We start from the raw sequence: 22,375 nt of genomic DNA, 5'->3' as shown, positions 1-22,375 counted from the left end.
TTGAACCATGCAGACCCTGCGCGGCGCCGACATCGTGGCCCGGACCCTGGAGGCGCTCGGCGTCACCCGGATCTTCACACTCTCCGGCAACCACATCATGCCGGTCTTCGACGCCCTGCTGGAGACCGGGATCAGCCTCGTCCACACCCGCCAGGAGGCGGCCTGCGTCCACATAGCCGACGCCTGGGGCCGGCTGACCGGCGAGGTCGGCGTCGCCCTGGTGACCGGTGGGCAGGGCCACACCAACGGCGCGGCGGCGCTCACCACGGCGCTCGCGGCCGAGTCGCCGGTCCTGCTGCTCTCCGGCCATGCGGGCCTGTCGGAGCTCGGGCGCGGCGCCTTCCAGGAACTGGCCCAGGCCGACATCGCCCGGCCGATGACCAAGGCCGCCTGGACCGCCGGGTCGGTCGCCGCCCTCGGGCCGGACCTCGCCCGGGCCTTCCGGATCGCCCGGGAGGGGCGGCCCGGCCCGGTCCATCTGAGCCTGCCGGTCGACCTGCTGGACACGGCCGTCCCCGCCGCCTCGGTGCGGATCCCGGACCGGGCCGCGGCCGCCATCCGGGTCGCCGAGCCGGCGCCGGATCTCGTGGCCGACCTCCTCGCCGCCCTCGCGGGGGCGGAACGGCCGCTGATCGCCTGCGGCCCGGCGCTGTGCGACGCCTCCGGCCGGGCTGCCATGGCAACGCTGGAAGAAACTCTCGGCCTGCCGGTCGTCGGCATGGAGAGCCCGCGCGGGGTCAACGATCCGGCGCTCGGCGCCTTCGCCGAGGTCCTGGCGCGGACCGACCTCCTCGTGCTCCTCGGCAAGCCGCTCGACTTCACCCTGCGCTTCGGCGCGGCGCCCGCCCTCGCGCCCGACTGCCGCTTCGCCCTCGTCGATCCCGATCCGGCGCTGCTGGCCCGCGCGCCGGCCGACCGCCTCGCGGTCTCGGGCCTCGCCGATCCGCGGCCGGTGCTGGCGGCGCTCACCGCCCGCGCCACCGCCCTCCCCCGCCGGGACGCCTGGCACCGGGAGTCGCGGGCCGCCCTCGCCTACCGGCCGCCCGCCTGGGCGGATTTCCACGGGACGGGTCAGCGCCTGCACCCGGTGGAGCTGTGCCGGGCGGTCGACGCCTTCCTGGAACGCCACCCCGACGGCACGCTGATCTGCGACGGCGGCGAGATCGGGCAATGGCCGCAGGCCCTGGTCCGCGGCGGGCGCCGGCTGATCAACGGCGTCTCGGGCACGATCGGCGCGTCGATCCCCTTCGCGCTCGCCGCCGCCCTGGAGCGCCCCGGCGCCCCGGTGGTCGCGGTGCTGGGCGACGGCACCTTCGGCTTCCACATGGCCGAGTTCGACACCGCCGTGCGCTATCGAATCCCGTTCATCGCGGTGGTGGGCAACGACGCGCGCTGGAACGCCGAGCACCAGATCCAGCTGCGCAGCTACGGCCCCGGGCGGACGCGCCACTGCGACCTGCTCCCGACCCGCTACGACGCGGTGGTCCAGGCGCTCGGCGGTTTCGGCGCGCTGGTCACCGAGGCCGCCGACCTCCCGGCGGCGCTGGAGGCCGCCCATGCCAGCGGCCTGCCGGCCTGCGTCAACGTGATGATCGAGAGCGTGCCGGCACCCATGATCCGCCGCCCCGGCTGAGGGGACGTTTCTCGGGAGGAGATCTCATGCGCAGACGCGACGTTCTGGCGGGCGCCGCGGCGCTCCTGGCGGGTCCCGTCCCGGGGCGGGCCGCGGAGGTCGGCGCCGTGGCGATCGCCCGCCAGCCGAGCCTCGGCCACCTGCCGCTGATGGAGGAACAGGGCCTGCTCCAGAAGGCCGCGGCCGCCCGCGGCGTGGCGGGGCTCCAGGCCCGCTACCTCACCCTCGCGGGCGGCGCGGCGATGAACGACGCCCTGCTCTCCGGGACGATCCAGTTCGCGGCGGGCGGCGTGCCGCCCCTCGTGCTGCTCTGGTCGAAAACCGAGGGCACCGCCATGGCGGTGAAGGGCGTGGCGGCGATGAACAGCATGCCGCTCCTGATGAACACCAGCAATCCGAAGGTGCGCACGCTCGCCGACTTCACCGACCGGGACAAGATCGCGCTCCCCGCCGTCAAGGTCTCGGTCCAGGCGATGTTCCTGCAGATGGCGGCCGAGAAGGAACTCGGCGCCGCCCATCGCAACGACCTCGACCGGCTCACCGTCACCCTCTCCCATCCCGACGGGATGGCGGCGCTCCTCGGGGGCAGCGAGGTGACGGCCCATTTCACCGCCGCGCCGATCCAGGAGCTGGAGCTGCGCCGGCCCGGCATCCGCACGGTGCTCAACAGCTTCGACGTCCTGGGCGAGCCCTCGACCTTCAACGTGGTCTGGGCCTCCGCGGCCTTTGCGGCGGCCAGTCCCCGCGTCTTCGAGGCGTTCGGCGCCGCCCTCGACGAGGCCCTCGCGGGGATCGTGGCCGACAAGGCGGAGGCGGCCCGCGCCTACGTGCGCCTCGCCCGCGACGGGAGCGATGTCGGCCTCATCACCGAGATCCTGAACGACCCGCAGGTCTCCTTCACGGCGACGCCCCGGGCCATCGGCAAGGTCGCGGACTTCATGGCCCGCACCGGCTCGATCCGCCGCCGCCCGGACAGCTGGAAGGACCTGTTCTTCGCGGGCGTTCACGGCAAGGCCGGGAGCTGAGCCGCCCCGGCGGCCGCCTCAACCCTGCAGCAGGCCGGGCAGCGCCAGCGCGGTGGTGGTCAGCCCGATCGCCGCGAGCAGGGCGAGGACGAGGGTGCGGAAGCGCCGCTGGTCGATCCGGGCGAACAGCGAGAGCCCGGCGAGCACGCTCACCAGCACCACTGGCAGCGCCAGCGCCAGGTCGCCGACGAGTTCGGGGGGGATCGGGTCGAGGTAGACGAGGATCGAGAAGGCCCAGACCTGCATCACCAGGGTGAAGGACTGGTAGACCGCCCGCTGGGTGCGCCGGTCCCAGCCGCGCACGAGGCTCCAGGCCGTCGGCAGGGCGCCGGACAGGCCCGCGATGCCCCCCAGCACGCCGCCGAGGAAGCCGATCGCGCCGTCGCTCCAGCGATTGCCGAAGCCCACCCGGTAATCGGCGCGCAGCAGGGCGATGCCGCCGCTGTAGAGGACCAGGAAGGCGCCGATGGCGACCTTGATGAAGCGTGGATCGAGGTCGTGCAGCAGGTGGATGCCGATCGGCGCCCCGACGAGGCCGGGCAGGATCATCGCGAAGGCGGTGCCCCGCGGCGGCCAGGTGCGCAGCCGCAGGATCGAGATCACCTGCGAGAGGATGCTGCAGACGAGCACCAGGGCGGTCGCCTCGACGGGCGTGCGGATCGACAGCAGCGTGCCCGAGGCGATCAGCGCGAAGGCGAAGCCCGTGAGGCCCGAGATCACGCCGGCGCAGCCGACGCACAGGATGAGGAGGAGCGTCTCGTTCACCGCGGGCACCCGGCCCGGCCGATGCCCTGCGCGGGCGCGCTAACCATCCTCGTCCTCCCGGCCGGCGTCCCGCCGGAGGCGAGCCGCTCATGATATGTAACTTATATAAGACATGGCGTGAGGAGCAAGGCGTGATTGCCGCACGAGAGATCTGGGAGACTGCTCGCACGGACGCTCGCTGATCGCTTCGTGCGCTCGATGGGAAAGGCAGGCCAGACCTGACACGCGCCCTCCCTCCCTCGCAGAGGCTTGCGGATTCACACTTCTCTGTCCGACACTCAACCCTCTCGGAACAAAGCGCTTTTCCCTCCCTCTTGTGGGGAGGGGCCAGGGGTGGGGGTGGAGCAGAAGGCACCACCGGGCTCGATCCTGCGCCGCCCCCACCTCCAGCTCCACTCCACGAGCTCGAGCGATCCCGGGCAAGCCCGGGATCGCCAGGGGAGGAGCGCGCGTCGGCGTAGATGTGTGAATGTCGTAGCCCGCAGAGGGGAGAGGGACACGCGCGGAGCCGGATCGGGCCTCGAACAATGAAATCGACCTCCCCGGTCAATCACCCGTTGACGTCCGCCGCCTCATAGGTCTTATATAAGACTAGTCGCCGCCGAGAAGCCGACGACAGCTATCAGGAGGACCGCATGAGCAGCCACGCCGCGTCCGGCGAGGGGCACCGCAAGCCGCATCTTCTCGCCCATTCCCCCCAGGACAACGTCGCCGTCGCGGTGATCGAGGGCCTGAGCGCGAACACCGACGCCTTCGGGGTGGTCACCGAGAACGACTCCACCTTCGCGGTCCATGTCCGCCACGACATCCCGATCGGCCACAAGGTCGCGCTCACCGACCTGAAGGCCGGCGATACGGCCATCAAGTACGGCCAGGACATCGGCAAGGTCATCAAGGACGTCGCCAAGGGCGAGCACGTCCATGTCCACAACGTCAAGACGAAGCGCTGGTGAGGTGACGATGTTCAAGGAAGCCGCTCAGCTCGAACACGAGATCGCCACCCCCTTCGTCGGCGGTGCGCCCGATCAGTTCGCCACCCAGGCGCTCGCGACCAAGCGCGCCTCGGAGAACTACACCTCCGCCACCTTCATGGGCTGGCGCCGGGAGAACGGCCGGGTCGGCGTACGCAACCACGTCGTGCTCCTGCCGCTGGACGATCTGTCCAACGCCGCCTGCGAGGCGGTCGCCAACAATGTGAAGGGCACGATGGCGCTGCCCCACGCCTACGGCCGGCTCCAGTTCGGCGAGGATCTGGACCTTCATTTCCGCACCCTGATCGGCATCGGCTCGAACCCGAACGTCGCCGCCGTCGTGGTGATCGGCATCGAGGACCAGTGGACCAACCGCGTGGTCGAGGGCATCGCCAAGACCGGCAAGCCGGTGGTCGGCTTCGGCATCGAGGGCCACGGCGACATCGCGATCGTCGCCAAGGCGAGCTACCAGGCCAAGCGCTTCGTGCAATGGGCCACAGAGCTCCAGCGCGAGGAATGCCCGATCGCCGACCTCTGGGTCTCGACCAAGTGCGGCGAGTCCGACACCACCACCGGCCTCGCCTCCTGCCCGACCGTCGGCAACATGTACGACAAGCTGATCCCGCACGGGATCTACGGGGTGTTCGGCGAGACCTCGGAGATCACCGGCGCGGAGCACCTCTGTCGGGAGCGGGCGATCAGCCCCGAAATCTCCGACAAGTGGTACACGATGTGGAAGGCCTACCAGGACGACGTGATCGAGGCCCACAAGACCGACGATCTCTCGGACTCGCAGCCCACCAAGGGCAACATCGCGGGCGGACTCACCACGATCGAGGAGAAGGCGCTCGGCAACCTCGAGAAGATCGGCCACGAGTGCCGGTTCATCGACGCGCTGCAGCCCGCGGAGGCGCCCGCCAAGGGACCGGGCCTCTACTTCATGGACACGTCCTCGGCGGCGGCCGAGTGCGTCACCCTGATGGCGGCGGCCGGCTACGTGGTCCACACCTTCCCGACCGGTCAGGGCAACGTGATCGGCAACCCGATCGTCCCGGTGATCAAGATCACCGGCAATCCCCGGACCGTGCGGACCATGGGCGAGCATATCGACGTCGACGTGTCGGGCGTGCTCACCCGGGAGATGACCATCCCGCAGGCCGGCGACGCGCTGATCGACATGGTGGTGCGCACCGCCAACGGCCGGCTCACGGCGGCCGAGTCCCTCGGCCACCGGGAATTCGTGATGACGAAGCTCTACCGCAGCGCCTGACGCGCGAGTCGTTGACTCACCAGTCCCGCGCCCGCGGACCGCGATCCGGTCCGCGGGCGCGGCCCCGACGCCACGGGGTCTGGACCACGAGGGAGCGCACGACCGCGGGCGAAACCGCGGCGGCCTCCGTCCCGTCATTCTGGAGGAACGCATGAGGCTGCTTCGGTCGATCTACGGCCAGGTTCTGCTCGGCATCGCGCTGGGCATCGGCGTCGGCGTGGTCGCGCCCGACTTCGCGGTGGGCTGCAAGATCCTCGGCGACATGTTCATCAACCTGATCAAGATGATCGTCGCGCCCGTGATCTTCTGCACGGTCGTGGTCGGCATCGCGCATGTCGGCGACATGAAGAGCGTCGGCCGGATGGGCCTGAAGACCATCCTCTACTTCGAGGTCGCTACCACGGTGGCGCTCGCCGCGGGCCTCCTGTTCGTCAACCTGCTGCGGCCGGGCGACGGCGTGAACGCCACCGTCGACAGCCTCGACGCCAAGCTCGTGGCCGGCATCGCCGGCAAGGCCCACGCGCAGTCGCCGATGGAGATCGTCGCCAACATCATTCCGCACAGCGCGGTCGACGCCTTCGCCAAGGGCGACCTGATCCAGGTGATGTTCTTCTCGGTGCTCGTCGGCATGGGGCTGGCGATGCTGGGCCGGCGCGGCGAGTTCCCGCTCAAGGTGGTCCACGCCTTCGGCGACGTGCTGATGAAGGTCGTCGGCCTGATCATGCACTTCGCCCCCGTCGGCGCCTTCGGCGCGATGGCCTTCACCATCGGCAAGTTCGGGCTCGGCATCCTCGCCCAGTACGGGATGCTGATCGTCTCGCTCTACCTGACCTTCATCGTGTTCATCGCGGTCTTCCTCGGCGGCGTGATGCGGTTCTACGTCGGCCTGAGCCTGTGGAAGCTGTTCCGCTATAGCCGCGAGGAGCTGTTCATCCTGCTCGGCACCACGAGCTCGGAGTCGGTGCTGCCCCGCATCATGGCCAAGCTCAACGGGCTCGGGGTCGACAAGAGCGTCACCGGCCTCGTGATGCCGGCCGGCCTGTCCTTCAACATGGACGGCTCCTGCATCTACCTGACCATGGCGATCGGCTTCATCGCGCAGGCCCTCAACATCCCGCTGACCTGGGAGCAGGAACTCGGCATCCTGGCCATCGCGCTGGTGACCTCGAAGGGCGTGGCGGGCGTGGCCGGCGCCATCCTGTTCGTGCTCGCCGCGACGCTCCAGGCCTCGCAGCTCCTGCCGGTGGCGGGCATCGCCCTGATCATCGGGGTGGACCGCATCCTGAACGAGCTGCGCTGCGTGACCAACGCGGTCGGCAACATGGTGGCGACCCTCGTGATCGCCCGCTGGGAGGGCAAGATCGACCTCGCCCACGCCCGGGCGGTGCTCGACGGCCGCATCACCCCGAATCTCGATCTCCTCGACGACGAGGACGCGGTGGCGGACGCGATCCCAGCCCGCGAGCCGGCGGCGGCCTTCCGCCGCCCCCTCCCGGCCGCCGTGCCGGCGACCTGAGAAGGACCCTCCATGCCCAAGGTCATCATCAGCGAGTTCATGGACGAGGCGGCGATCGCGGCCGAGCTCGCCGGATTCGACGTCCTGTACGATCCCGGCCTCGTCGACCGGCCCGCGGATCTCGCCGCCGCCGTGGCGGGGGCCGACGCCCTGATCGTGCGCAACCGGACGCAGGTGCGCGGCGCCCTGCTCGATGCCGCCCGCGACCTCAAGGTCGTCGGCCGCCTCGGCGTCGGCCTCGACAACATCGACGTCCCGGCCTGCCGGGATCGGGGCATCGCGGTCTACCCGGCGACCGGCGCCAACGACGTCGCGGTGGCCGAGTACGTGGTCGCCACCGCGATGCTGCTCCTGCGGGGCGCCTACGGGGCCACGGCCCGCGTCGCGGCCGGAACGTGGCCGCGCAACGCCCTGATGGGCCGCGAGATCTCCGGCAAGCGCCTCGGCCTCGTCGGCTTCGGCGCCATCGCCCGCGAGACCGCCCAGCGGGCGGCGGCCCTCGGCATGGCGATCGCCGCCCACGACCCCTTCGTGGCCCAGGGCGACCCGGCCTGGAACCCGGCCTACGGCCCCGTGCAGAGCCAGGCACTCGACGCCCTGATCGCCCAGAGCGACGTGCTCTCGCTGCACGTGCCGCTCACCGATCAGACCCGCGGCCTGATCGACGCGGCGGCGCTGGCCCGGATGCCCGAGGGCGCGATCCTGATCAACGCGGCCCGGGGCGGCGTGGTCGACGAGGGCGCCGTGGCCGAAGCCCTGCGGTCCGGGCATCTCGGCGGCGCGGCGCTGGACGTGTTCGACCGGGAACCCCTCGACGCGGCGGCCGGCGCCGTCTTCGCGGACGTGCCGAACCTGATCCTGACCCCGCACATCGCCGGGGTGACTCAGGAATCGAACGTGCGCGTCTCCGCCGTCACGGCGCAGGCCGTCCGCCGCCATCTCACGGAGCGCTGAGCCGATGCCGAACCTCACTCTGTCGGAGGCGGAGGCCCTCGCCGAGGCGGCCCTGATCCGCTGCGGCACGGCCGAGGCCGCAGCGCGGAGCGTCGCCCGGGCGCTGGTCGGCGCCGAGGCGGACGGCTTGAAGGGCCACGGCCTGTCGCGGGTGGCGCCCTACGGCGCGCAGGTGCGCGCCGGCAAGGTCGTGGGCGACGCGGCCCCGCGGGCGGAGCGTCCGCGGCCGGGCCTGCTCGCGGTCGACGCCGCCCACGGCTTCGCCTATCCGGCCCTCGACCTCGCCCTGGAGGCGCTGCCCGGCCTCGCCCGTCAGCAGGGCGTGGCGGCGGCCGGCATCCGCCGCTCGCACCATTGCGGCGCGGCCGGACGCCCTGTGGAGGCCCTGGCCGAGCAGGGCTGCGTCGCCCTGCTCTTCGCCAACACGCCCGCCGCGATGGCCCCCTGGGGCGGGCGTCAGGCGGTGTTCGGCACCAACCCGCTGGCCTTCGCCTGCCCGCTGCCGGGCCGCGCGCCGATCGTGGTCGACCTCGCCCTGTCGAAGGTGGCCCGCGCCAACATCGTCGGGGCGGCCAAGCGCGGCGAGCCGATCCCCGAGGGTTGGGCCCTCGACGCGGAGGGACGCCCGACGACCGACGCCAAGGCGGCCCTCGACGGCACGATGGTGCCGCTGGGCGACGCCAAGGGCACGGCGCTCGCCCTGATGGTCGAGCTGCTCGCCGCCGGCCTCGTCGGCGCGCGCTTCGCCGGCGAGGCCTCCTCGTTCCTCGACGCCGCGGGCGACCCGCCGGGGACCGGGCAGTTGATCCTCGCCCTCGACGCCTCGGCGCTCAGCCCGGACGCGCCGGAGCGCTGCGCGGCGCTGGCCGACGCGATCGAGACGCAGGACGGCGCCCGGCTCCCCGGGAGCCGCCGGCTGGCGCTGCGCCGCCGGGCCGCCGAGGCGGGGCTCGACGTGGCCGAAGCCCTCGTCGCCGAGATCCGGGCTCTGTGAGGCGGATCGCCTGTGCGGGGGAAAAACCTGTGATTGCTCCCGTCGGCGGAGCCACGTAAGCGAGAGGAGGGAGAGGTGCTGGACACATCCTTCGACGCTCTACCCACGGATGGGGCTCTGCGTCGTCACGCGATGGAACGGTCAGGCGAAGGGCAGGCAGGTTCGGGACGCGCGGATTCGGGAGGCGCCCGCACGGTCGGCTTCCGGCCGCTCTACCGGCAGGTCTACGACACGCTGCTGAGGCGCCTGGCCGACGCGGTCTGGCAGCCCGGCCAGATCCTGCCGAGCGAGGGGCAGCTCGCCCTCGAGCTGGGGGTCAGCCAGGGAACGGTGCGCAAGGCCCTCGACGCGCTCACCGCCGACAGCCTGCTGGTGCGCCGCCAGGGCCGCGGGACCTTCGTGGCCGACCACGACGACAAGCAGAGCGTCTTCCGCTTCCTGAAGCTGCGGCCGGACGGCGACGGCACCGGCATGCCCACGAGCCGGGTCACGGGGATCGCGGAAGCCGCCGCCAGCGCCGACGAGCGCGGGCGCCTCGACCTCGTGCGGTCCGCCCGGGTGGTCCGGATCGAGCGCGTGCGCGCCGTCGACGCCAAGCTGTGCGTGGTCGAGACGATCAGCGTGCCCGCCGGCCTGTTCCCGGGCATCGCCCAGCTCGAGCTGCCCAACACCCTCTACAGCCTCTACGCCACCCGCTACGGCATCACGATCGCCACCGCCAAGGAGCGCCTGAAGGCGGTGGCGCTCGGGCCCCGCGAGGCGGAACTGCTTCAGGTGCCCGCCGGGACTCCGGCCCTCGAGATCGACCGCGTCGCCATCGACCTCGAGGAGCGGCCGGTCGAGTGGCGCCTCTCGACCTGCCTGACGCAGGACATCCACTACCTCTCGGTCCTGCGCTGACCGGGATCCCCTCCGCGGCGTCGCCCCGCGATCGCGGATGGGGCGCGCCGAACCGGAACTCCGCCGCGACAGCCTGAACGAGGAGCGCGCGATGACCGATCGTGGAAGACGGGACTTCATGCGGCTGAGCGCGCTCGGCGCGCTGGCCGCCGTCGGCGGCGTGCCGCGCGCACGGGCGGGCGACACCGCCACGCTGCCCTTCGGCAACGGCGAGCGGCCGCTCGTCGCCTATCCGGGCAAGCGGCCGCTCCTGCAGATGACCGCGCGCCCGCCGCAGCTGGAGACGCCGTTCGCGGTCTTCGACGAGGGCGCGATCACGCCCAACGACGCGTTCTTCGTGCGCTACCACCTCGCCGACATCCCGACCGAGATCGACGCGCAGGCCTTCCGCGTCGCGGTGACCGGGCAGGTCGAGCGCCCGCTCTCCCTGTCGCTCGCCGACCTCAAGGCCATGCCGCAGACCGAGATCGTGGCGGTCAACCAGTGCTCGGGCAATTCCCGCGGCTTCTTCGAGCCGCGCATCGCCGGCGGCCAGCTCGCCAACGGCGCCATGGGCTGCGCCCGCTGGACCGGCGTGCCGCTCAAGGCCGTGCTCGACAAGGCCGGCGTCAAGGCCGGCGCCGTGCAGGTGTCCTTCGAGGGCCTCGACGGACCGGTCCTGCCCGAGACGCCGGACTTCGCCAAGGCGCTGACCCTCGACCACGCCCGGGACGGCGCGGTGATGCTGGCCTGGGGCATGAACGGGCAGGACCTGCCCTGGCTCAACGGCTTCCCGCTGCGCCTGATCGTGCCCGGCTTCTACGGCACCTACTGGGTCAAGCACCTCAACAGCATCAGCATCCTCGACAAGCCGTTCGAGGGCTTCTGGATGAAGAGCGCCTACCGCATCCCCGACAATGCCTGTGCCTGCACGGAACCCGGCAAGGCGCCCGACAAGACCGTGCCGATCGGCCGCTTCAACGTCCGCTCGTTCGTGACCAACCTGACCGACGGCGCGCAGGTGACGGCCGGGCGCGTGCCCCTGCGCGGCATCGCCTTCGACGGCGGCTCGGGCATCAAGGCTGTGGCGGTCTCGACCGACGACGGCCGGAGCTGGGGCGAGGCCCGGCTCGGCCAGGATCTCGGCCGCTACGCCTTCCGCACTTGGACCGCGGAGGTCGAGCTGACGCCGGGCACGCACGCCCTGCGGGTGCGGGCCACGGGCAACGACGGCGGCACCCAGCCGATGGAGCCGCGCTGGAACCCCGCCGGGTACATGCGCAACGTGGTCGAGACCACCCGCGTTCGGGCGGCCTGAAGGAGGATCGGCATGTTCAGCCCCTGCCCGCTTCGCGCGTCGATCATCGCCGCCCTCGCGCTGGCCCCCGCGCTGGCCGCGACCTCCGCGCGCGCCGCGCCCGACACCTACGCGCTGCCGGAGCCGACGGCGCAGTTCCGGCCGGCCCCGGATGCCGCGCACGCGGCCGGCTTCCAGGCCGCGCAGGAGAACTGCATGACCTGCCACTCGGCCGACTACGTCGCCATGCAGCCGCCGAAGAAGGGGCAGGCCTTCTGGGACGCCGAGGTCGCCAAGATGATCAAGGTCTACCGGGCGCCGATCGCCGAGGAGCAGGCCAAGGCCATCGCCGCCTATCTCGGCACGGCCTACTGAGCGCCGACACCGGACAGGAGGCCGCGCGATGATCGCCAGACCCGCCGTGCTGGACCGGTCCGGGACCGCACCGTCCCGGTCGCGGCGCGCATCCGCCTGGGCCGGGACGGCCGGCACCCTGCTCCCGGGCCTGCTCCTGTGCCTGGGCCTGACCGTGGTGGCGCAGGGTCTGCAGGCTGGCGAGGAGCACCTGACCGGCCATCCCTACGTCGAGGCGCTGGTGCTGGCCATCTTGCTGGGGACGGCCCTGCGCTCCGCCTGGGTGCCGGGCGCGCGCTTCAAGGCCGGGATCGCCTTCTCGGCCAAGCAGGTGCTGGAGGTGGCCGTGACCCTGCTGGGCGCCGCGGTGAGCCTGGGGGCCATTGTCGCCTCGGGGCCGGCGCTGCTGGCCGGCATCGTCGGGGCGGTGGCGCTGACCATCCTGGCGAGCTGCGCCCTCTGCCGCGCCCTCGGGCTGCCGGTGCGCATGGCGCTGCTGATCGCCTGCGGCAACGCGATCTGCGGCAACTCGGCGATCGCCGCGGTGGCGCCGGTGATCGGGGCGGACAGCCGGGACGTGGCGGCCGCCATCGCGTTCACGGCCGTGCTGGGCGTGCTGATGGTGCTGGGCCTGCCGCTGTTCGTGCCGCTCGTCGGCTTCAGCGAGCACCAGTACGGCGTGCTGGCGGGGCTGACCGTCTACGCGGTGCCGCAGGTCCTGGCCGCGACCGTCCCGGTGGGCCCGCTCGCCACGCAGGTGGGCACGCTGGTCAAGCTGGTTCGGGTGCTGATGCTCGGACCGGTGGTGCTGGCCTTGTCGCTGCTCGCGCCGCGCCTGCCGGCGGCGGGGGCGACCGCCCGGACCATCCGGAGCCGGCCCGGCTTCTTCAAGCTGGTGCCGTGGTTCATCCTCGGCTTCCTGGCATTGGCGAGCCTGCGCTCGCTCGGGCTGATCCCGGACGCCTGGATCGCGCCGATCTCCCGCCTCGCCGGCTTCCTCACGATCGTGTCGATGGCCGCGCTGGGCCTCGGGGTGGACGTGCGTGTGCTGGCACAGGTGGGCGGCCGGGTCACGATGGCGGTCACCGCCTCGCTCCTCGTCTTGCTGGCCACCGCCATCCTGCTCATCCGCGGCCTCGGGCTCGGCTGAGCGGGCCGCTTCTCAACGACGACTGTTCGAAGGCGGATCGTATCTGGCCGCAGGTCGGCCATCGGCGCGAAGCGGCCGAGCCGGCTGAGCTGGAATCCGCTGATCCGGGATGGGTCAGGCCGAGGCTAATCTATGGCCGGGGCAGCGGCATCCCATTCACGATCCTGCTGTGCGAGCAGGGCGGCCCGACGGGATGCGATGGTCTCGGTCTCCGTCTCGGGCGCGTCTTCGGCCACCTGCGCGGACAGAGAAGCGGTCGTCCTGCTCCCGCCCAGGAGTTCGGCGAGCGTCGTGATGATGCGATCCACATCGCGGGCGATCATGCGTCCCGTGCCGAGGAGTTCGGTGCGTGAACGGCCGGCCAGATCCGCGCAGGTGCAACCGGCGCAGCCGAGCGCGGCGATCGCGTCGGCGGCCAGGGGCAGGCCTTCGACCGGCCTGTCTCGCAGGCGTCCGAGCCTCCGCTCTCCGGTGGCCCCCCTTGCGTGCCTCTCACGGGCACCCGGCAGCCAGCGCGCGATCTCGTTGAGGATGAGATCCCGAACGCGGTCGACGCGGACCGGACCGAACTTCCTGATGCTGGCGATCGCCTCCGGTGAAGCCTGGGCCAGTTGGCCGAGATCCCGATACCCGGCCTTGCGCAGGCGGGCCCGCAGCGAGGCCGTCAGGAATCCGCGGCCGAATCCCGGCGTCGCGAGATGCTGTAGCGCGTCAGGAGGCAGATCCTCGAACAGCGGGAGCCGCACGCTGATCTCGTCAAAGAGGGTATCGGACCTGGTTGAGCGAAGCGATCGGCCGGGCATCGCCGCCGATAGGGCGATTTCCGACTTCCCGCAACGGCTCGCCATCGACGGCGTTCAGGATATCCGCTTGTCCGCCGTTCGACCGGCTAAGAGCGCGCGAGGCTGGCCGCTCTCCGGCCGCTCGGGTCGGCCGCGGGGGCGCTGGATCGCTCGCCGTTTGCGGAGCCGGCCGGACTGCAGATCCGGAGGCACAGCGGACGTGACGGTCACGCCGAAGCTACCACGCCAGAGGACCTCCCCCTGGTATCTTGCCTACGAATGCTCGAGGGCAAACCCATCAGCGTCGAAATGGTCTCTCTCGCTTTTCCCTGAACTGAGGGAATGACTCAGGGAAGTCACTTGCCATTCTCCCTTGCGGGTATCTCAAGGACGGGAAATCCCTAATCGGATGAGACGGATAGCCGGCGCCGAGTTTTTCCCGTTCAGGGAAAAAGGGGCGATCCAGCAGGGATTATGAGCTCGGGAATTTGCTCTATGATCCGACGCCTACAGATGCTGGACCCGACGCCACTGGGGCGCATCAAATCGCGGCATCAACGCCCACGAATATGGGGGAGCGCTCTGGGACGGCGAAGCCGGGCTGTCGGCCAGATGGCGTAGAGCGGGCGGCGATTCAACCTGGAGCGTGCCGCCGGCATCTTCTCGCGAACTCCCGCCCGATCCGCGGCGTGAAGCGTCCCGGGAGCCTACGCCCGCTCGCCAGGCAGGATGGGGATCAGCGGGGGGCGCGTGCGGCTCAATCCCAACGCGAGCGCGGCGCCGATAGCCGTGACCAGGGCGAGCGGCAACAGGCCTAGCGCGTAGCTGCCACTCGCGTCCTTGATCACGCCCATCAGATAAGTCCCGATAAAGGCGCCGAGATTTCCGATGGCGTTGATCTGCGCGATGCCGGCTGCGGACGCGCCCGGCGGCAGCCATTCCGTGACCAGTGCCCAGAACGGGCCTTTAACGGCGTAGGTTCCCAGGATCGCCAGGAACAGGATCGCGACCGTCGGCCAGAACCCGTGTGCGGCCAGCGCCGCCGCGAGGCAGAGCGCGGTGAGCGCCTGCGGGCCGGCGACGTGCCAGGCCCGCTCCCCCGTGCGGTCTGAGCGCCGAGCCCAGAGCACCATCAGCCCGGCCGCGATCCCGAAGGGCACCGAGTTGAGCAGGCCGATCTCCATGGTCGTGAGACCGTAGGACTTGAAGATCTGTGGCTGCCAGATCGACAGGCACGCGCTCGCTCCGACGCTGCCGGCGAAGATCAAGCCCGCGGCGAGCACGCGCCGATCGCGGATGATCCGCCAGACGGACGGCCGGACCAGCGGCTGCTCCGCACGCTCGGCTTCCAAACGTCCGGTGAGCCAGCCGCGCTGTGCCTCGTCGAGCCAGGGCGCGCGATGCGGCCCCTCCGGCAGGAACCGCAGGACGAGCAGGCCGAGCACCACGGCCGGCGCCGCCTCGACGATCGACATCAACTGCCAGCCGCGCAGACCCAACCAGCCGTCGAGCCCGAGCAGCGCCGCTGAGAGCGGCGAGCCGACGAAATTCGACAGGGGTACGGCCACCGCGAAAAGGGCGATCACCCGGGCGCGATAGGCCTTCGGGAACCAGCGCGTCAGGTAGAAGATCACGCCGGGATAGAAGCCGGCTTCCGCCGCGCCAAGCAGGAAGCGCAAAGCGCAGAACGAGATCGGTCCGACGACGAGCGCGGTGGCCGCGGAAATCAACCCCCAAGTGATCATGATCCGGGCGAGCCACAGGCGGGCGCCGAATCGCTCCAGCATCAGGTTGGAGGGTACCTCGAACAGGAAGTAGGCCACGAAGAAGAGACCTGCGCCCAGTCCGAAGACCGAGGCCGAGAGTCCGGCATCGGCGTTCATCTGCAGGGCTGCGAAGCCGACGTTGACCCGGTCGATGAAGGCGACGAGGAAGCCCAGCATCAGCAGCGGCATGATCCGAAGCGTAACGCGCCGCATCGTCGCCCGCTCGATCTCGGACGGGGTCTCGTCGCTCGTCGAAGTCACAGGCCGCTCCGGGGTCTGAGGGGAATCCGCACACGGACGCTGGCCCGGGCGCATGCAGACGGCAGCATGGGCAGCATGGGCAGCATGGGACGTGCCAGCCGGGCCCGGCCTGTCAGGTGCCGACCCGGAGCGGGGCGGCGAGCTTGCGCAGGTAGGCGATGACCGAGAGGGCCGTGATGCGGCCGGTGCGGGGATTCTCGTCGGTCGGCACGTTCTCGATCGTCATCGCGAACCGCGCCGCGTCGGCGTCGACCTCGATGCGGTGGGTGTTGCGGTCGAGGACGGGATCGGCCCAGATCTCGAGCTCGGTCCGATCCGGCCCGATGCCGGCGAGCGAGAGCGCGACCGCGACGTTGAGGTTTGCCGGAAAGCCGCGGGCCGCCTCGCGTGGGCTGCCGGCGAAAACCCGCATCGGCTCGGTGATCCCGGCGATCTCGATGCCGTTCTCCACGAGGTAGGGCGCGCCGACGAGGCCGCGCACGGGCTTGCGGGTGATCATGCGCACGGTATGGATCGTCCCCTCCGCGGCGGCCGTCACGGCATCGAGGCCGAGCAAGGCGCCGGTCGGCACGACGATCTGACCGCCGTGGGCGCGGGCGGTCTCCACGAGGTCCTCGTGATCGAGCAGCGCCCCGCAGCTCAACACGACGGCGGTCTTGCCCGCCGTCACGAACGGCCGCACGATCGCTGGGAGGTGCTGCGACGGCGCGCATTCCAGCACGATGTCGGCCCGCGGCTCCAGGACGTCGAACGCGGTGACGACCTCGGGCGGCGCGGCGAGCGCCGCGAGCTCGGCGCGGGCTTTATCGGCATCGCGGACCGCGACGGCGCTCAGGCTCAGTCCGGGGATGGCCCCCCCGTCGAGGGCGCGCGCCACGGCACGCCCGACGGTGCCGAGGCCGGCGATCGCGACGCGCCCGCCGCGGACCGGTGACCAAGATTCTTCCTGCGGCGGCATGCTGAGTTCCCATCTATCGAGACCGGGGAGGCCGGCCGCCGCGACTCTCTGCATCGGCCATGCCGGGGATCATATCGATCGAGCACCAATTTGTATGAGCGGCAAATCCACGACTCGGCTCCGCTGCGCTGACGGTCGCGCCATGCAGCGCAGACGGCAATCAGGGCTCTGCCGTTACAGGAGTCGTCGGGTTCATAGGCGGCTCGGATCGCTTCGAGGAAATCACGGCCATCGGGCGTCCGAGCAGGACGACGGCCACTGTGGCGACCGCGGTCACACCTGCGAGCGGCAGGAGCGCCAACGGCCAGCTTCCGGTCGCATCCCTGATCGCCCCGGTCGCCCAGCTCGTGAAGAAGCTCGCGCCGGTGCCCACCGCGTTGATCTGCGCGATCCCCGCGACTGCCGCGCGCGAGGACAGCCACTCGGTCGTCAGCGCCCAGAAGGGGCCGCGCGACGCCGACACGCCAAACAGGGCGAGGCACAACAGGAATACGGTCGGGATCAAGCCGTGCACGACGAGGCACAGGCACAGGCCCAGCGTCGTCAGTGCGGTGGGCACGGCCGTGTGCCAGACGCGCTCGTCGCGCGCGTCTGAACTCCGGCCGCCCGCGTACATCGCCAACGCGGCGACGGCGAACGGGATCGCGTTCACGAGGCCGACCTCCGCCGTTGAGAGGCCGAACGATTTCAGGAATTGCGGCTGCCACAGCGACAAGCCGGCGTTGGCGGTGGCTTGCCCCGCGTAGATCAGCGACAGCACCAGCACGGTGCGGTCGCTCATCACCGCCCAGACGGAGGTCTTCTCGACGCTGATCCGTGCGGCAGCGTCGGCGGCGAGACGGCCGGCGAGCCAATCCTTGTGCTCCGGGTCGAGCCATCGCGCCTGCGCCGGCGAGTCGGTCAGCCAGACGAGGCCGACGAGGCCGATCAAGACGGCCGGCATCGCCTCGATGATGAACAGCCACTGCCAGCCCGAGAGGCCGAACCAGCCGTCGAGTCCGAGCAGCGCCGCCGAGATCGGCGAGCCGACGATGCCGGCCACGGGGCTCGCGACCATGAACAGGCCGATGACGCGCGCCCGCTCCCGGGCCGGGAACCACTGCATCAGGTACAGGATCACGCCGGGCACGAAGCCGGCTTCCGCCGCACCCAGCAGAAACCGCAGCACGCAGAAAGAGACCGGACCAGAGGTCAGCGCCATCGCTCCGGAGACGAGCCCCCACGTGATCATGATCCGCGTGAGCCACAAGCGCGCTCCGACCCGGACCATCGCGAGATTGCTCGGCACCTCAAACAGCAGGTAGGCGATGAAGAACATCCCGCCGCCGAGACCGAACGCGCTCGCCGTCAGCCCGACTTCCCGGTTCATCTGCAGGGCGGCGAAGCCCGCGTTGACCCGGTCGATGTAATTCGCGAGGTAACTCAGCGCCAGAAATGGCAGCAAACGCAGGCTAATCCTGCGCAGAGCTTCTCGGCCGACCGCATCAGCCGGCATCGACGGGATACTCACGGTTGTCCTCCCAGTACTTGGGCCGGCCCACGTCTCGACGCGCGGGTCACGGCAGCTCTAGATGGTGGGTGACCCGAACACGCCGGAGAGCGAAGGCCGCATCCGCGGCGGTCCCGGGCCGGAGGCGACGTCATGCGCATACGAGATGTCACTGTGACCCTCTTCGGCTGGGACGATATCCCGCCGACACGCTACTCCGGGCGTACGGCGCGCGCGGTCGGCAGCAGCCAACTCGGCCTCGTCACGATCCACACCGACGAGGGCATCGAGGGGCACGCCTTCCTCGGCTCGGCGTACGGACCAGCCGATCTCGACGCGCCACTTCTCGTGCGGGTGCTCAAGCCGGTGCTCATCGGGCGCGATCCCCTCGACCGCGAGCGCCTGAACCAAGAGCTGTGGGCCCGCGTGCGCGCGGCCTCCGTCCGGACGATCGGCGCGCTCGACGTCGCCCTGTGGGACCTCGCCGGCAAGGCCGCGGGACTGCCGATCCATCGGCTCATCGGCACCTATCGCGACCGCGTGCCCGCCTACGCAAGCTCGCAGATCCTCGAGGGGGCCACGGCCTACGTGGAGCAGGCGAGTGCGTATCGTGAGGCCGGCTGGAGCGCCTACAAGATCCACCCGCCTCAGGTATGGCGCGACGACATCGCGATCTGCGAGGCGGTGCGGGCCGAGATGGGTGACGGGTTCACGCTGATGCTCGACGCCTGCTGGGGGTATACCTACGAGCAGGCGCTGCGAGTGGGCCGCGCGATCGAGGCGGCGGGCTACTACTGGTACGAGGATCCGCTCGCGGATTCCGACCTCTACGGTTACGTCAAGCTTAAGGCCAAGCTCGACGTGCCGATCATGGCGACCGAGTACCCGCAGGCCGGCTTCGAGTCCTACGCGCCCTGGATCCTGCAGCGCGCCACCGACTTCCTGCGCGGCGACGTGGCGGTGAAGGGCGGCATCACCACGCTCGTCAAGGCGGCCCATCTCGCCGAGGCCTTCGGGATGAACTTCGAGGTCCACCACGGCGGCAACTCGCTCAACAACGTCGCCAACCTCCACGTCATCATGGCGATCCGCAACACTGAGTTCTTCGAGGTGCTGCTGCCGGATGCGGCGCAGAAGTACGGGCTCGCCGCGGACATCGCGGTCGATCCCGCCGGCATGGTGCACGCGCCTACGGCGGCCGGGCTCGGCGCGGAGATCGACCGCGATCTCATCCGGGCTAAAACCACGGCCGTCCTGACGTAGGAGCACGCTCATCGCGCTCACCTGTTCCCGATCATGACGCCGCGTGCGCCCGCGGCCGGCGGCTCGCCGCCGGGTCTTCGATGAGCCCGGCGGCGTCGGCGAGGCCGGCGATGTACCGGCCCGCCTCGCGGATATCCTGCCGGATCGCCGCGGCCGCCGCCTCCGCGTCGCCCGTGCGCAGGGCCGAGAGTGCGGCGGTGTGCAGGTCGCTGCCCTTCTCGAGCAGCACGTAGTCCGGGATGACGTAGGTCAGGACCGGGCCGCACCGGAGCCAGATGTTCTCGATCAACCCCTCCAGGATCGGCATGCGCGCGAGGGCGTAGAGCTCGAAATGGAAGCGCCGGTGCAGGTCGAGATACGCGTCGAGCTTCTGCTGCCGGATCAGGGTCTTCATCTCGGCGAGAAGCGCGTCGAGGACGCCGAGATCGCCCGGGGCTGCGCGCTCGGCGGCGCGCGCCGCGGCCCGACCTTCGAGGTCGCAGCGGATGGTCAGCAACTCGTCGAAACGCTCCACGTTCATGCGCGGGACCACGGCGCCACCTCCCTGCCCCGAGCTGCCGCGCTCCAGCACGTGCTCGGCGATCAAACGGTTGACCGCATCGCGGACCGGCGTGAGGCTGATGCCGAGTTCGGCCGCCACCTCGCGCAGGAGGATCCGCTCACCCGGCTCGAACCGTCCGCCGAGCATGGCGGTCCGCAGCTCGGCATAGGCCTGATCCCAGAGCGGCAGCCGCTCGACGTGTCTCATGGCGTTGCCCCCCACCCCTCGGCAACCCGCGCGGCGCAGATCAAGTCAGACCGACGCCGACGGGTTCGACCGCGCTTGACAACGTAGCCGCATTCCATCGTTATAACAAACAACGAAGACGTGAGGAACGCCATGCTCACCCGCCGCAGCCTCGTCGGAAGCCTCGTTCTGGGTGCCCTCGGCGCACGGACCGCCCTGGCGCAGTCGACCTTCCCGGCGCGCGAAGTCACCTTCATCGTGCCGTGGAACGCGGGAGGCTCGAACGACATCCTGGCGCGCGGACTTCAGCCGCTGCTCAAGGAGCGCGGCATCACGATGATCGTCGAGAATCAGCCCGGCGCCACCGGCACGATCGGGATGCGGCGCGTCGCGACGGCGAACCCGGACGGCTACACGCTCGGCATGGGGACGAGTTCGACGCTGGCCTACATGGCCGAGGGCAAGACACCCCTGAAGAGCAATCAGTTCAGCCACATCGCCCGCGTGTCGATCGATCCCTTGATGCTGCTCGTCCCCGGATCGAGCCCGCACCAGACGCTGGACGACTTCCTCGCGCACATGAAGAAGAACCCGGGCAGCGTGTCGATCGGCACGCCGGGCAACTACAACCTCAACCACATCTTCGCCTCGATGACCGCCCGGGCGGCGGGGGTCGCCTATATCAACGCGCCCTACACCGGCGGGGCCAAGGTCATCACCGACCTCGCCGGCGGGCAGATCCAGGCCGCGGTGCTCAAGCCCGCCGAGTCGCTCGGCCAGCTGCAGCAGGGTCTGGTGCGCGCGCTCGGCGTGTTCGCCGATGAGCGCCTCCGGCAGTTCCCCGACGTGCCGACCTTCAAGGAGCGCGGCTACGACGTGTTCCCGTTCGGCCCGGTGGTGCAGATGGCCTACGTGGTCGCCCCGGCCAAGCTCCCGCCGGAGGTGCGCACCAAGCTGATCGACGGCTTCAGCGCCGCGATCGGAGACCAGCGCTTCAAGGACTTCGCCGAGCGCAACGCCTTCCTGATCGCGCCGCTGACCGGCGACGCTCTGACCGCCGAGGTCGATCGGGTCGAGCAGTCGATCAAGGTCGTGGCCGAGAAGGTCTTCAAATCCTGAGCCGACCTCCCTTTCCGAGCGCTCGAACGATCTGAACAACGACCGGGACGGATAGCGTGACCAAGATCAAGACCATCACCTGCCACGTCGTGACCACGCCGATCAAACGGCCGTTCACCTCCTCCCGCGGCTGGCTGTACAAGACCCGCGGCACCTGCCTCGTCGAGATCGAGACGGCGGACGGCATCGTCGGGTGGGGCGAGTGCTACGGACCGTCCGCGGTGGCCAAGGCGTTCATCGACACTCAGCTCGCGCCCCGGGTGATCGGTCAGGACCCGTTCGACGTCGAGGTCGTCTGGGAGGACCTGTACAATCGGATCAAGGATTACGGGCCGAAGGGCATGTCGATCGCGGCGATCAGCGGCATCGACATCGCGCTGTGGGACATCATCGGCAAGAGCGTGGGCAAGCCGGTGCACAAGCTCATCGGCGGCGCCTTCCGCACCAGCGTCGACGCCTACGCGACCGGCCTGTACTTCACCGACATGGACCGCCTCGTCGAGGAGGCGGTCGCGGAGGCGCGCGGCTACGTCGAGGCCGGCTTCAAGGCCGTGAAGATGAAGATCGGCCTCGGTTCGATCGAGCGCGACATCGCCCGCGTGGCGGCGGTGCGCGAGGCGGTCGGGCCGGACATCCGCCTCATGGTCGACGCCAACCACTCGCTCACGGTGCCGACCGCCATCCGGATGGGACGGCGGCTGGAGGAACTCGGCATCGAGTGGTTCGAGGAGCCGATCTCGCCGGAAGATCTCGACGGCTACGTCGAGGTCACCCGCGCCCTCGACGTGGCGGTGGCCGGCGGCGAGAACGAGTTCACCCGCTGGGGTTTCCGCGACGCCATCGCGCGCAAGGCGATGGACATCGTCCAGCCGGACGTGTGCGCGGCCGGCGGCATCACCGAGTGCAAGAAGATCGCCGCGATGGCGACGGCGCACGGCGTCGAGTGCGTGCCCCACGCCTGGGGCTCGGTGGTCGGCCTGGCCGCGACAATCCACTTCCTCGCCTCGATCCCCGATCAGCCCCCCTGCCTGTTCCCGGTCGCGCCGATGCTCGAGTTCGAGCAGGAGGAGAACCCCTTCCGGGATCACCTGGCCCTCGAGCCGATCCGGCAGGTCGGCGGTAAGGTCGCGGTCCCCACGGCGCCGGGGCTCGGGGTCGAGGTCGACCGCGCCGTGATCGACCGCTATCGCGCCGCCTGAGGC

The 22,375-nt window shown here is 70.7% G+C and carries 20 protein-coding genes; 14 read left to right on the top strand and 6 right to left on the bottom strand.

The annotated features are described in order from the left end of the window. The first annotated feature begins 7 nt into the window (after positions 1–7). Positions 8–1,633, top strand: a complete 1,626-nt coding sequence (locus tag MMSR116_RS04735; protein WP_010685103.1) for a thiamine pyrophosphate-binding protein — start codon at positions 8–10, stop codon at positions 1,631–1,633. A 26-nt stretch (positions 1,634–1,659) separates the two neighbouring features. Continuing rightward, positions 1,660–2,658, top strand: coding sequence for an ABC transporter substrate-binding protein (locus MMSR116_RS04730; RefSeq protein ID WP_010685102.1), 999 nt, complete (start codon positions 1,660–1,662; stop codon positions 2,656–2,658). Between the two features lie 18 nt (positions 2,659–2,676). On the opposite strand, the gene MMSR116_RS04725 is transcribed toward MMSR116_RS04730, so the two are convergent. Then, entirely contained in the window at positions 2,677–3,423 is a 747-nt protein-coding gene (locus tag MMSR116_RS04725) for a sulfite exporter TauE/SafE family protein (protein WP_010685101.1), read from the bottom strand. Positions 3,424–4,058: 635 nt separating this feature from the next. Here MMSR116_RS04725 and MMSR116_RS04720 point away from each other — a divergent pair. The 9 genes from MMSR116_RS04720 to MMSR116_RS04680 all read left to right on the top strand — a co-directional run bounded on the left by MMSR116_RS04720 (position 4,059) and on the right by MMSR116_RS04680 (position 12,808). After that, positions 4,059–4,376 (top strand): UxaA family hydrolase, encoded by a 318-nt coding sequence (locus MMSR116_RS04720; RefSeq protein ID WP_010685100.1) that lies wholly within the window; start codon positions 4,059–4,061, stop codon positions 4,374–4,376. 7 nt (positions 4,377–4,383) lie between these two features. Next, positions 4,384–5,664 (top strand): UxaA family hydrolase, encoded by a 1,281-nt coding sequence (locus MMSR116_RS04715; protein WP_010685099.1) that lies wholly within the window; start codon positions 4,384–4,386, stop codon positions 5,662–5,664. Between the two features lie 151 nt (positions 5,665–5,815). Next, positions 5,816–7,180 (top strand): C4-dicarboxylate transporter DctA, encoded by a 1,365-nt coding sequence (locus tag MMSR116_RS04710; RefSeq protein ID WP_010685098.1) that lies wholly within the window; start codon positions 5,816–5,818, stop codon positions 7,178–7,180. A gap of 12 nt (positions 7,181–7,192) precedes the next feature. Beyond that, positions 7,193–8,134 carry a hydroxyacid dehydrogenase gene (locus MMSR116_RS04705; RefSeq protein ID WP_010685097.1) on the top strand — a complete coding sequence of 314 codons (942 nt, stop codon included), beginning with the start codon at positions 7,193–7,195 and terminating at the stop codon, positions 8,132–8,134. A 4-nt stretch (positions 8,135–8,138) separates the two neighbouring features. Then, positions 8,139–9,128, top strand: a complete 990-nt coding sequence (locus tag MMSR116_RS04700; RefSeq protein ID WP_010685096.1) for an Ldh family oxidoreductase — start codon at positions 8,139–8,141, stop codon at positions 9,126–9,128. A 75-nt stretch (positions 9,129–9,203) separates the two neighbouring features. Continuing rightward, a complete protein-coding gene (locus MMSR116_RS04695) occupies positions 9,204–10,028 on the top strand; it encodes a GntR family transcriptional regulator (protein WP_010685095.1) in 825 nt (274 codons plus the stop codon). A 91-nt stretch (positions 10,029–10,119) separates the two neighbouring features. Beyond that, complete coding sequence (locus MMSR116_RS04690) at positions 10,120–11,325, top strand: molybdopterin-dependent oxidoreductase (protein WP_010685094.1); 1,206 nt, start codon at positions 10,120–10,122, stop codon at positions 11,323–11,325. Positions 11,326–11,337: 12 nt separating this feature from the next. Further along, on the top strand, positions 11,338–11,679 hold the full coding sequence (locus MMSR116_RS04685; protein ID WP_010685093.1) for a cytochrome c: 342 nt from the start codon (positions 11,338–11,340) through the stop codon (positions 11,677–11,679). A gap of 28 nt (positions 11,680–11,707) precedes the next feature. Further along, positions 11,708–12,808: a YeiH family protein gene (locus MMSR116_RS04680; protein WP_010685092.1), complete on the top strand. Its 1,101-nt coding sequence runs from the start codon at positions 11,708–11,710 to the stop codon at positions 12,806–12,808. A 125-nt stretch (positions 12,809–12,933) separates the two neighbouring features. On the opposite strand, the gene MMSR116_RS04675 is transcribed toward MMSR116_RS04680, so the two are convergent. The 4 genes from MMSR116_RS04675 to MMSR116_RS04660 all read right to left on the bottom strand — a co-directional run bounded on the left by MMSR116_RS04675 (position 12,934) and on the right by MMSR116_RS04660 (position 18,019). Then, positions 12,934–13,554: a hypothetical protein gene (locus MMSR116_RS04675; protein ID WP_010685091.1), complete on the bottom strand. Its 621-nt coding sequence runs from the start codon at positions 13,552–13,554 to the stop codon at positions 12,934–12,936. A gap of 743 nt (positions 13,555–14,297) precedes the next feature. After that, positions 14,298–15,617 carry an MFS transporter gene (locus MMSR116_RS04670; RefSeq protein ID WP_010685090.1) on the bottom strand — a complete coding sequence of 440 codons (1,320 nt, stop codon included), beginning with the start codon at positions 15,615–15,617 and terminating at the stop codon, positions 14,298–14,300. A 112-nt stretch (positions 15,618–15,729) separates the two neighbouring features. Then, entirely contained in the window at positions 15,730–16,575 is an 846-nt protein-coding gene (locus MMSR116_RS04665) for an aspartate dehydrogenase (RefSeq protein WP_010685089.1), read from the bottom strand. 160 nt (positions 16,576–16,735) lie between these two features. Continuing rightward, complete coding sequence (locus MMSR116_RS04660) at positions 16,736–18,019, bottom strand: MFS transporter (protein ID WP_244625601.1); 1,284 nt, start codon at positions 18,017–18,019, stop codon at positions 16,736–16,738. 198 nt (positions 18,020–18,217) lie between these two features. On the opposite strand from MMSR116_RS04660, the gene MMSR116_RS04655 reads away from it, so the two are divergent. Continuing rightward, positions 18,218–19,327 carry an enolase C-terminal domain-like protein gene (locus MMSR116_RS04655; RefSeq protein ID WP_010685087.1) on the top strand — a complete coding sequence of 370 codons (1,110 nt, stop codon included), beginning with the start codon at positions 18,218–18,220 and terminating at the stop codon, positions 19,325–19,327. 31 nt (positions 19,328–19,358) lie between these two features. Here MMSR116_RS04655 and MMSR116_RS04650 read toward each other — a convergent pair whose 3' ends face one another. Then, positions 19,359–20,075 carry a GntR family transcriptional regulator gene (locus MMSR116_RS04650; RefSeq protein WP_010685086.1) on the bottom strand — a complete coding sequence of 239 codons (717 nt, stop codon included), beginning with the start codon at positions 20,073–20,075 and terminating at the stop codon, positions 19,359–19,361. Between the two features lie 132 nt (positions 20,076–20,207). Here MMSR116_RS04650 and MMSR116_RS04645 point away from each other — a divergent pair, with 132 nt between their 5' ends. Together MMSR116_RS04645 and MMSR116_RS04640 are read left to right on the top strand one after the other, a co-directional pair. After that, positions 20,208–21,173 (top strand): Bug family tripartite tricarboxylate transporter substrate binding protein, encoded by a 966-nt coding sequence (locus MMSR116_RS04645; RefSeq protein ID WP_010685085.1) that lies wholly within the window; start codon positions 20,208–20,210, stop codon positions 21,171–21,173. A 56-nt stretch (positions 21,174–21,229) separates the two neighbouring features. Beyond that, a complete protein-coding gene (locus tag MMSR116_RS04640; RefSeq protein ID WP_010685084.1) occupies positions 21,230–22,372 on the top strand; it encodes a mandelate racemase/muconate lactonizing enzyme family protein in 1,143 nt (380 codons plus the stop codon). Positions 22,373–22,375: the final 3 nt, after the last annotated feature.

Source organism: Methylobacterium mesophilicum SR1.6/6, assembly GCF_000364445.2.
Classification (GTDB): Bacteria; Pseudomonadota; Alphaproteobacteria; order Rhizobiales; family Beijerinckiaceae; genus Methylobacterium; species Methylobacterium mesophilicum_A.
Note: the sequence above shows the minus strand (reverse complement) of the source record. Positions and strands in the feature narration are given on the sequence as shown.

Excerpts from the sequence above, each read along its gene's own strand:
- MMSR116_RS04735 (WP_010685103.1), top strand. The coding sequence starts at position 8 with ATGCAGACCCTGCGCGGCGCCGACATCGTGGCCCGGACCCTGGAGGCG.
- MMSR116_RS04730 (WP_010685102.1), top strand. The coding sequence starts at position 1,660 with ATGCGCAGACGCGACGTTCTGGCGGGCGCCGCGGCGCTCCTGGCGGGT.
- MMSR116_RS04720 (WP_010685100.1), top strand. The coding sequence starts at position 4,059 with ATGAGCAGCCACGCCGCGTCCGGCGAGGGGCACCGCAAGCCGCATCTT.
- MMSR116_RS04715 (WP_010685099.1), top strand. The coding sequence starts at position 4,384 with ATGTTCAAGGAAGCCGCTCAGCTCGAACACGAGATCGCCACCCCCTTC.
- MMSR116_RS04710 (WP_010685098.1), top strand. The coding sequence starts at position 5,816 with ATGAGGCTGCTTCGGTCGATCTACGGCCAGGTTCTGCTCGGCATCGCG.
- MMSR116_RS04705 (WP_010685097.1), top strand. The coding sequence starts at position 7,193 with ATGCCCAAGGTCATCATCAGCGAGTTCATGGACGAGGCGGCGATCGCG.
- MMSR116_RS04700 (WP_010685096.1), top strand. The coding sequence starts at position 8,139 with ATGCCGAACCTCACTCTGTCGGAGGCGGAGGCCCTCGCCGAGGCGGCC.
- MMSR116_RS04690 (WP_010685094.1), top strand. The coding sequence starts at position 10,120 with ATGACCGATCGTGGAAGACGGGACTTCATGCGGCTGAGCGCGCTCGGC.
- MMSR116_RS04685 (WP_010685093.1), top strand. The coding sequence starts at position 11,338 with ATGTTCAGCCCCTGCCCGCTTCGCGCGTCGATCATCGCCGCCCTCGCG.
- MMSR116_RS04680 (WP_010685092.1), top strand. The coding sequence starts at position 11,708 with ATGATCGCCAGACCCGCCGTGCTGGACCGGTCCGGGACCGCACCGTCC.
- MMSR116_RS04665 (WP_010685089.1), bottom strand. The coding sequence starts at position 16,575 with ATGCCGCCGCAGGAAGAATCTTGGTCACCGGTCCGCGGCGGGCGCGTC.
- MMSR116_RS04655 (WP_010685087.1), top strand. The coding sequence starts at position 18,218 with ATGCGCATACGAGATGTCACTGTGACCCTCTTCGGCTGGGACGATATC.
- MMSR116_RS04650 (WP_010685086.1), bottom strand. The coding sequence starts at position 20,075 with ATGAGACACGTCGAGCGGCTGCCGCTCTGGGATCAGGCCTATGCCGAG.
- MMSR116_RS04645 (WP_010685085.1), top strand. The coding sequence starts at position 20,208 with ATGCTCACCCGCCGCAGCCTCGTCGGAAGCCTCGTTCTGGGTGCCCTC.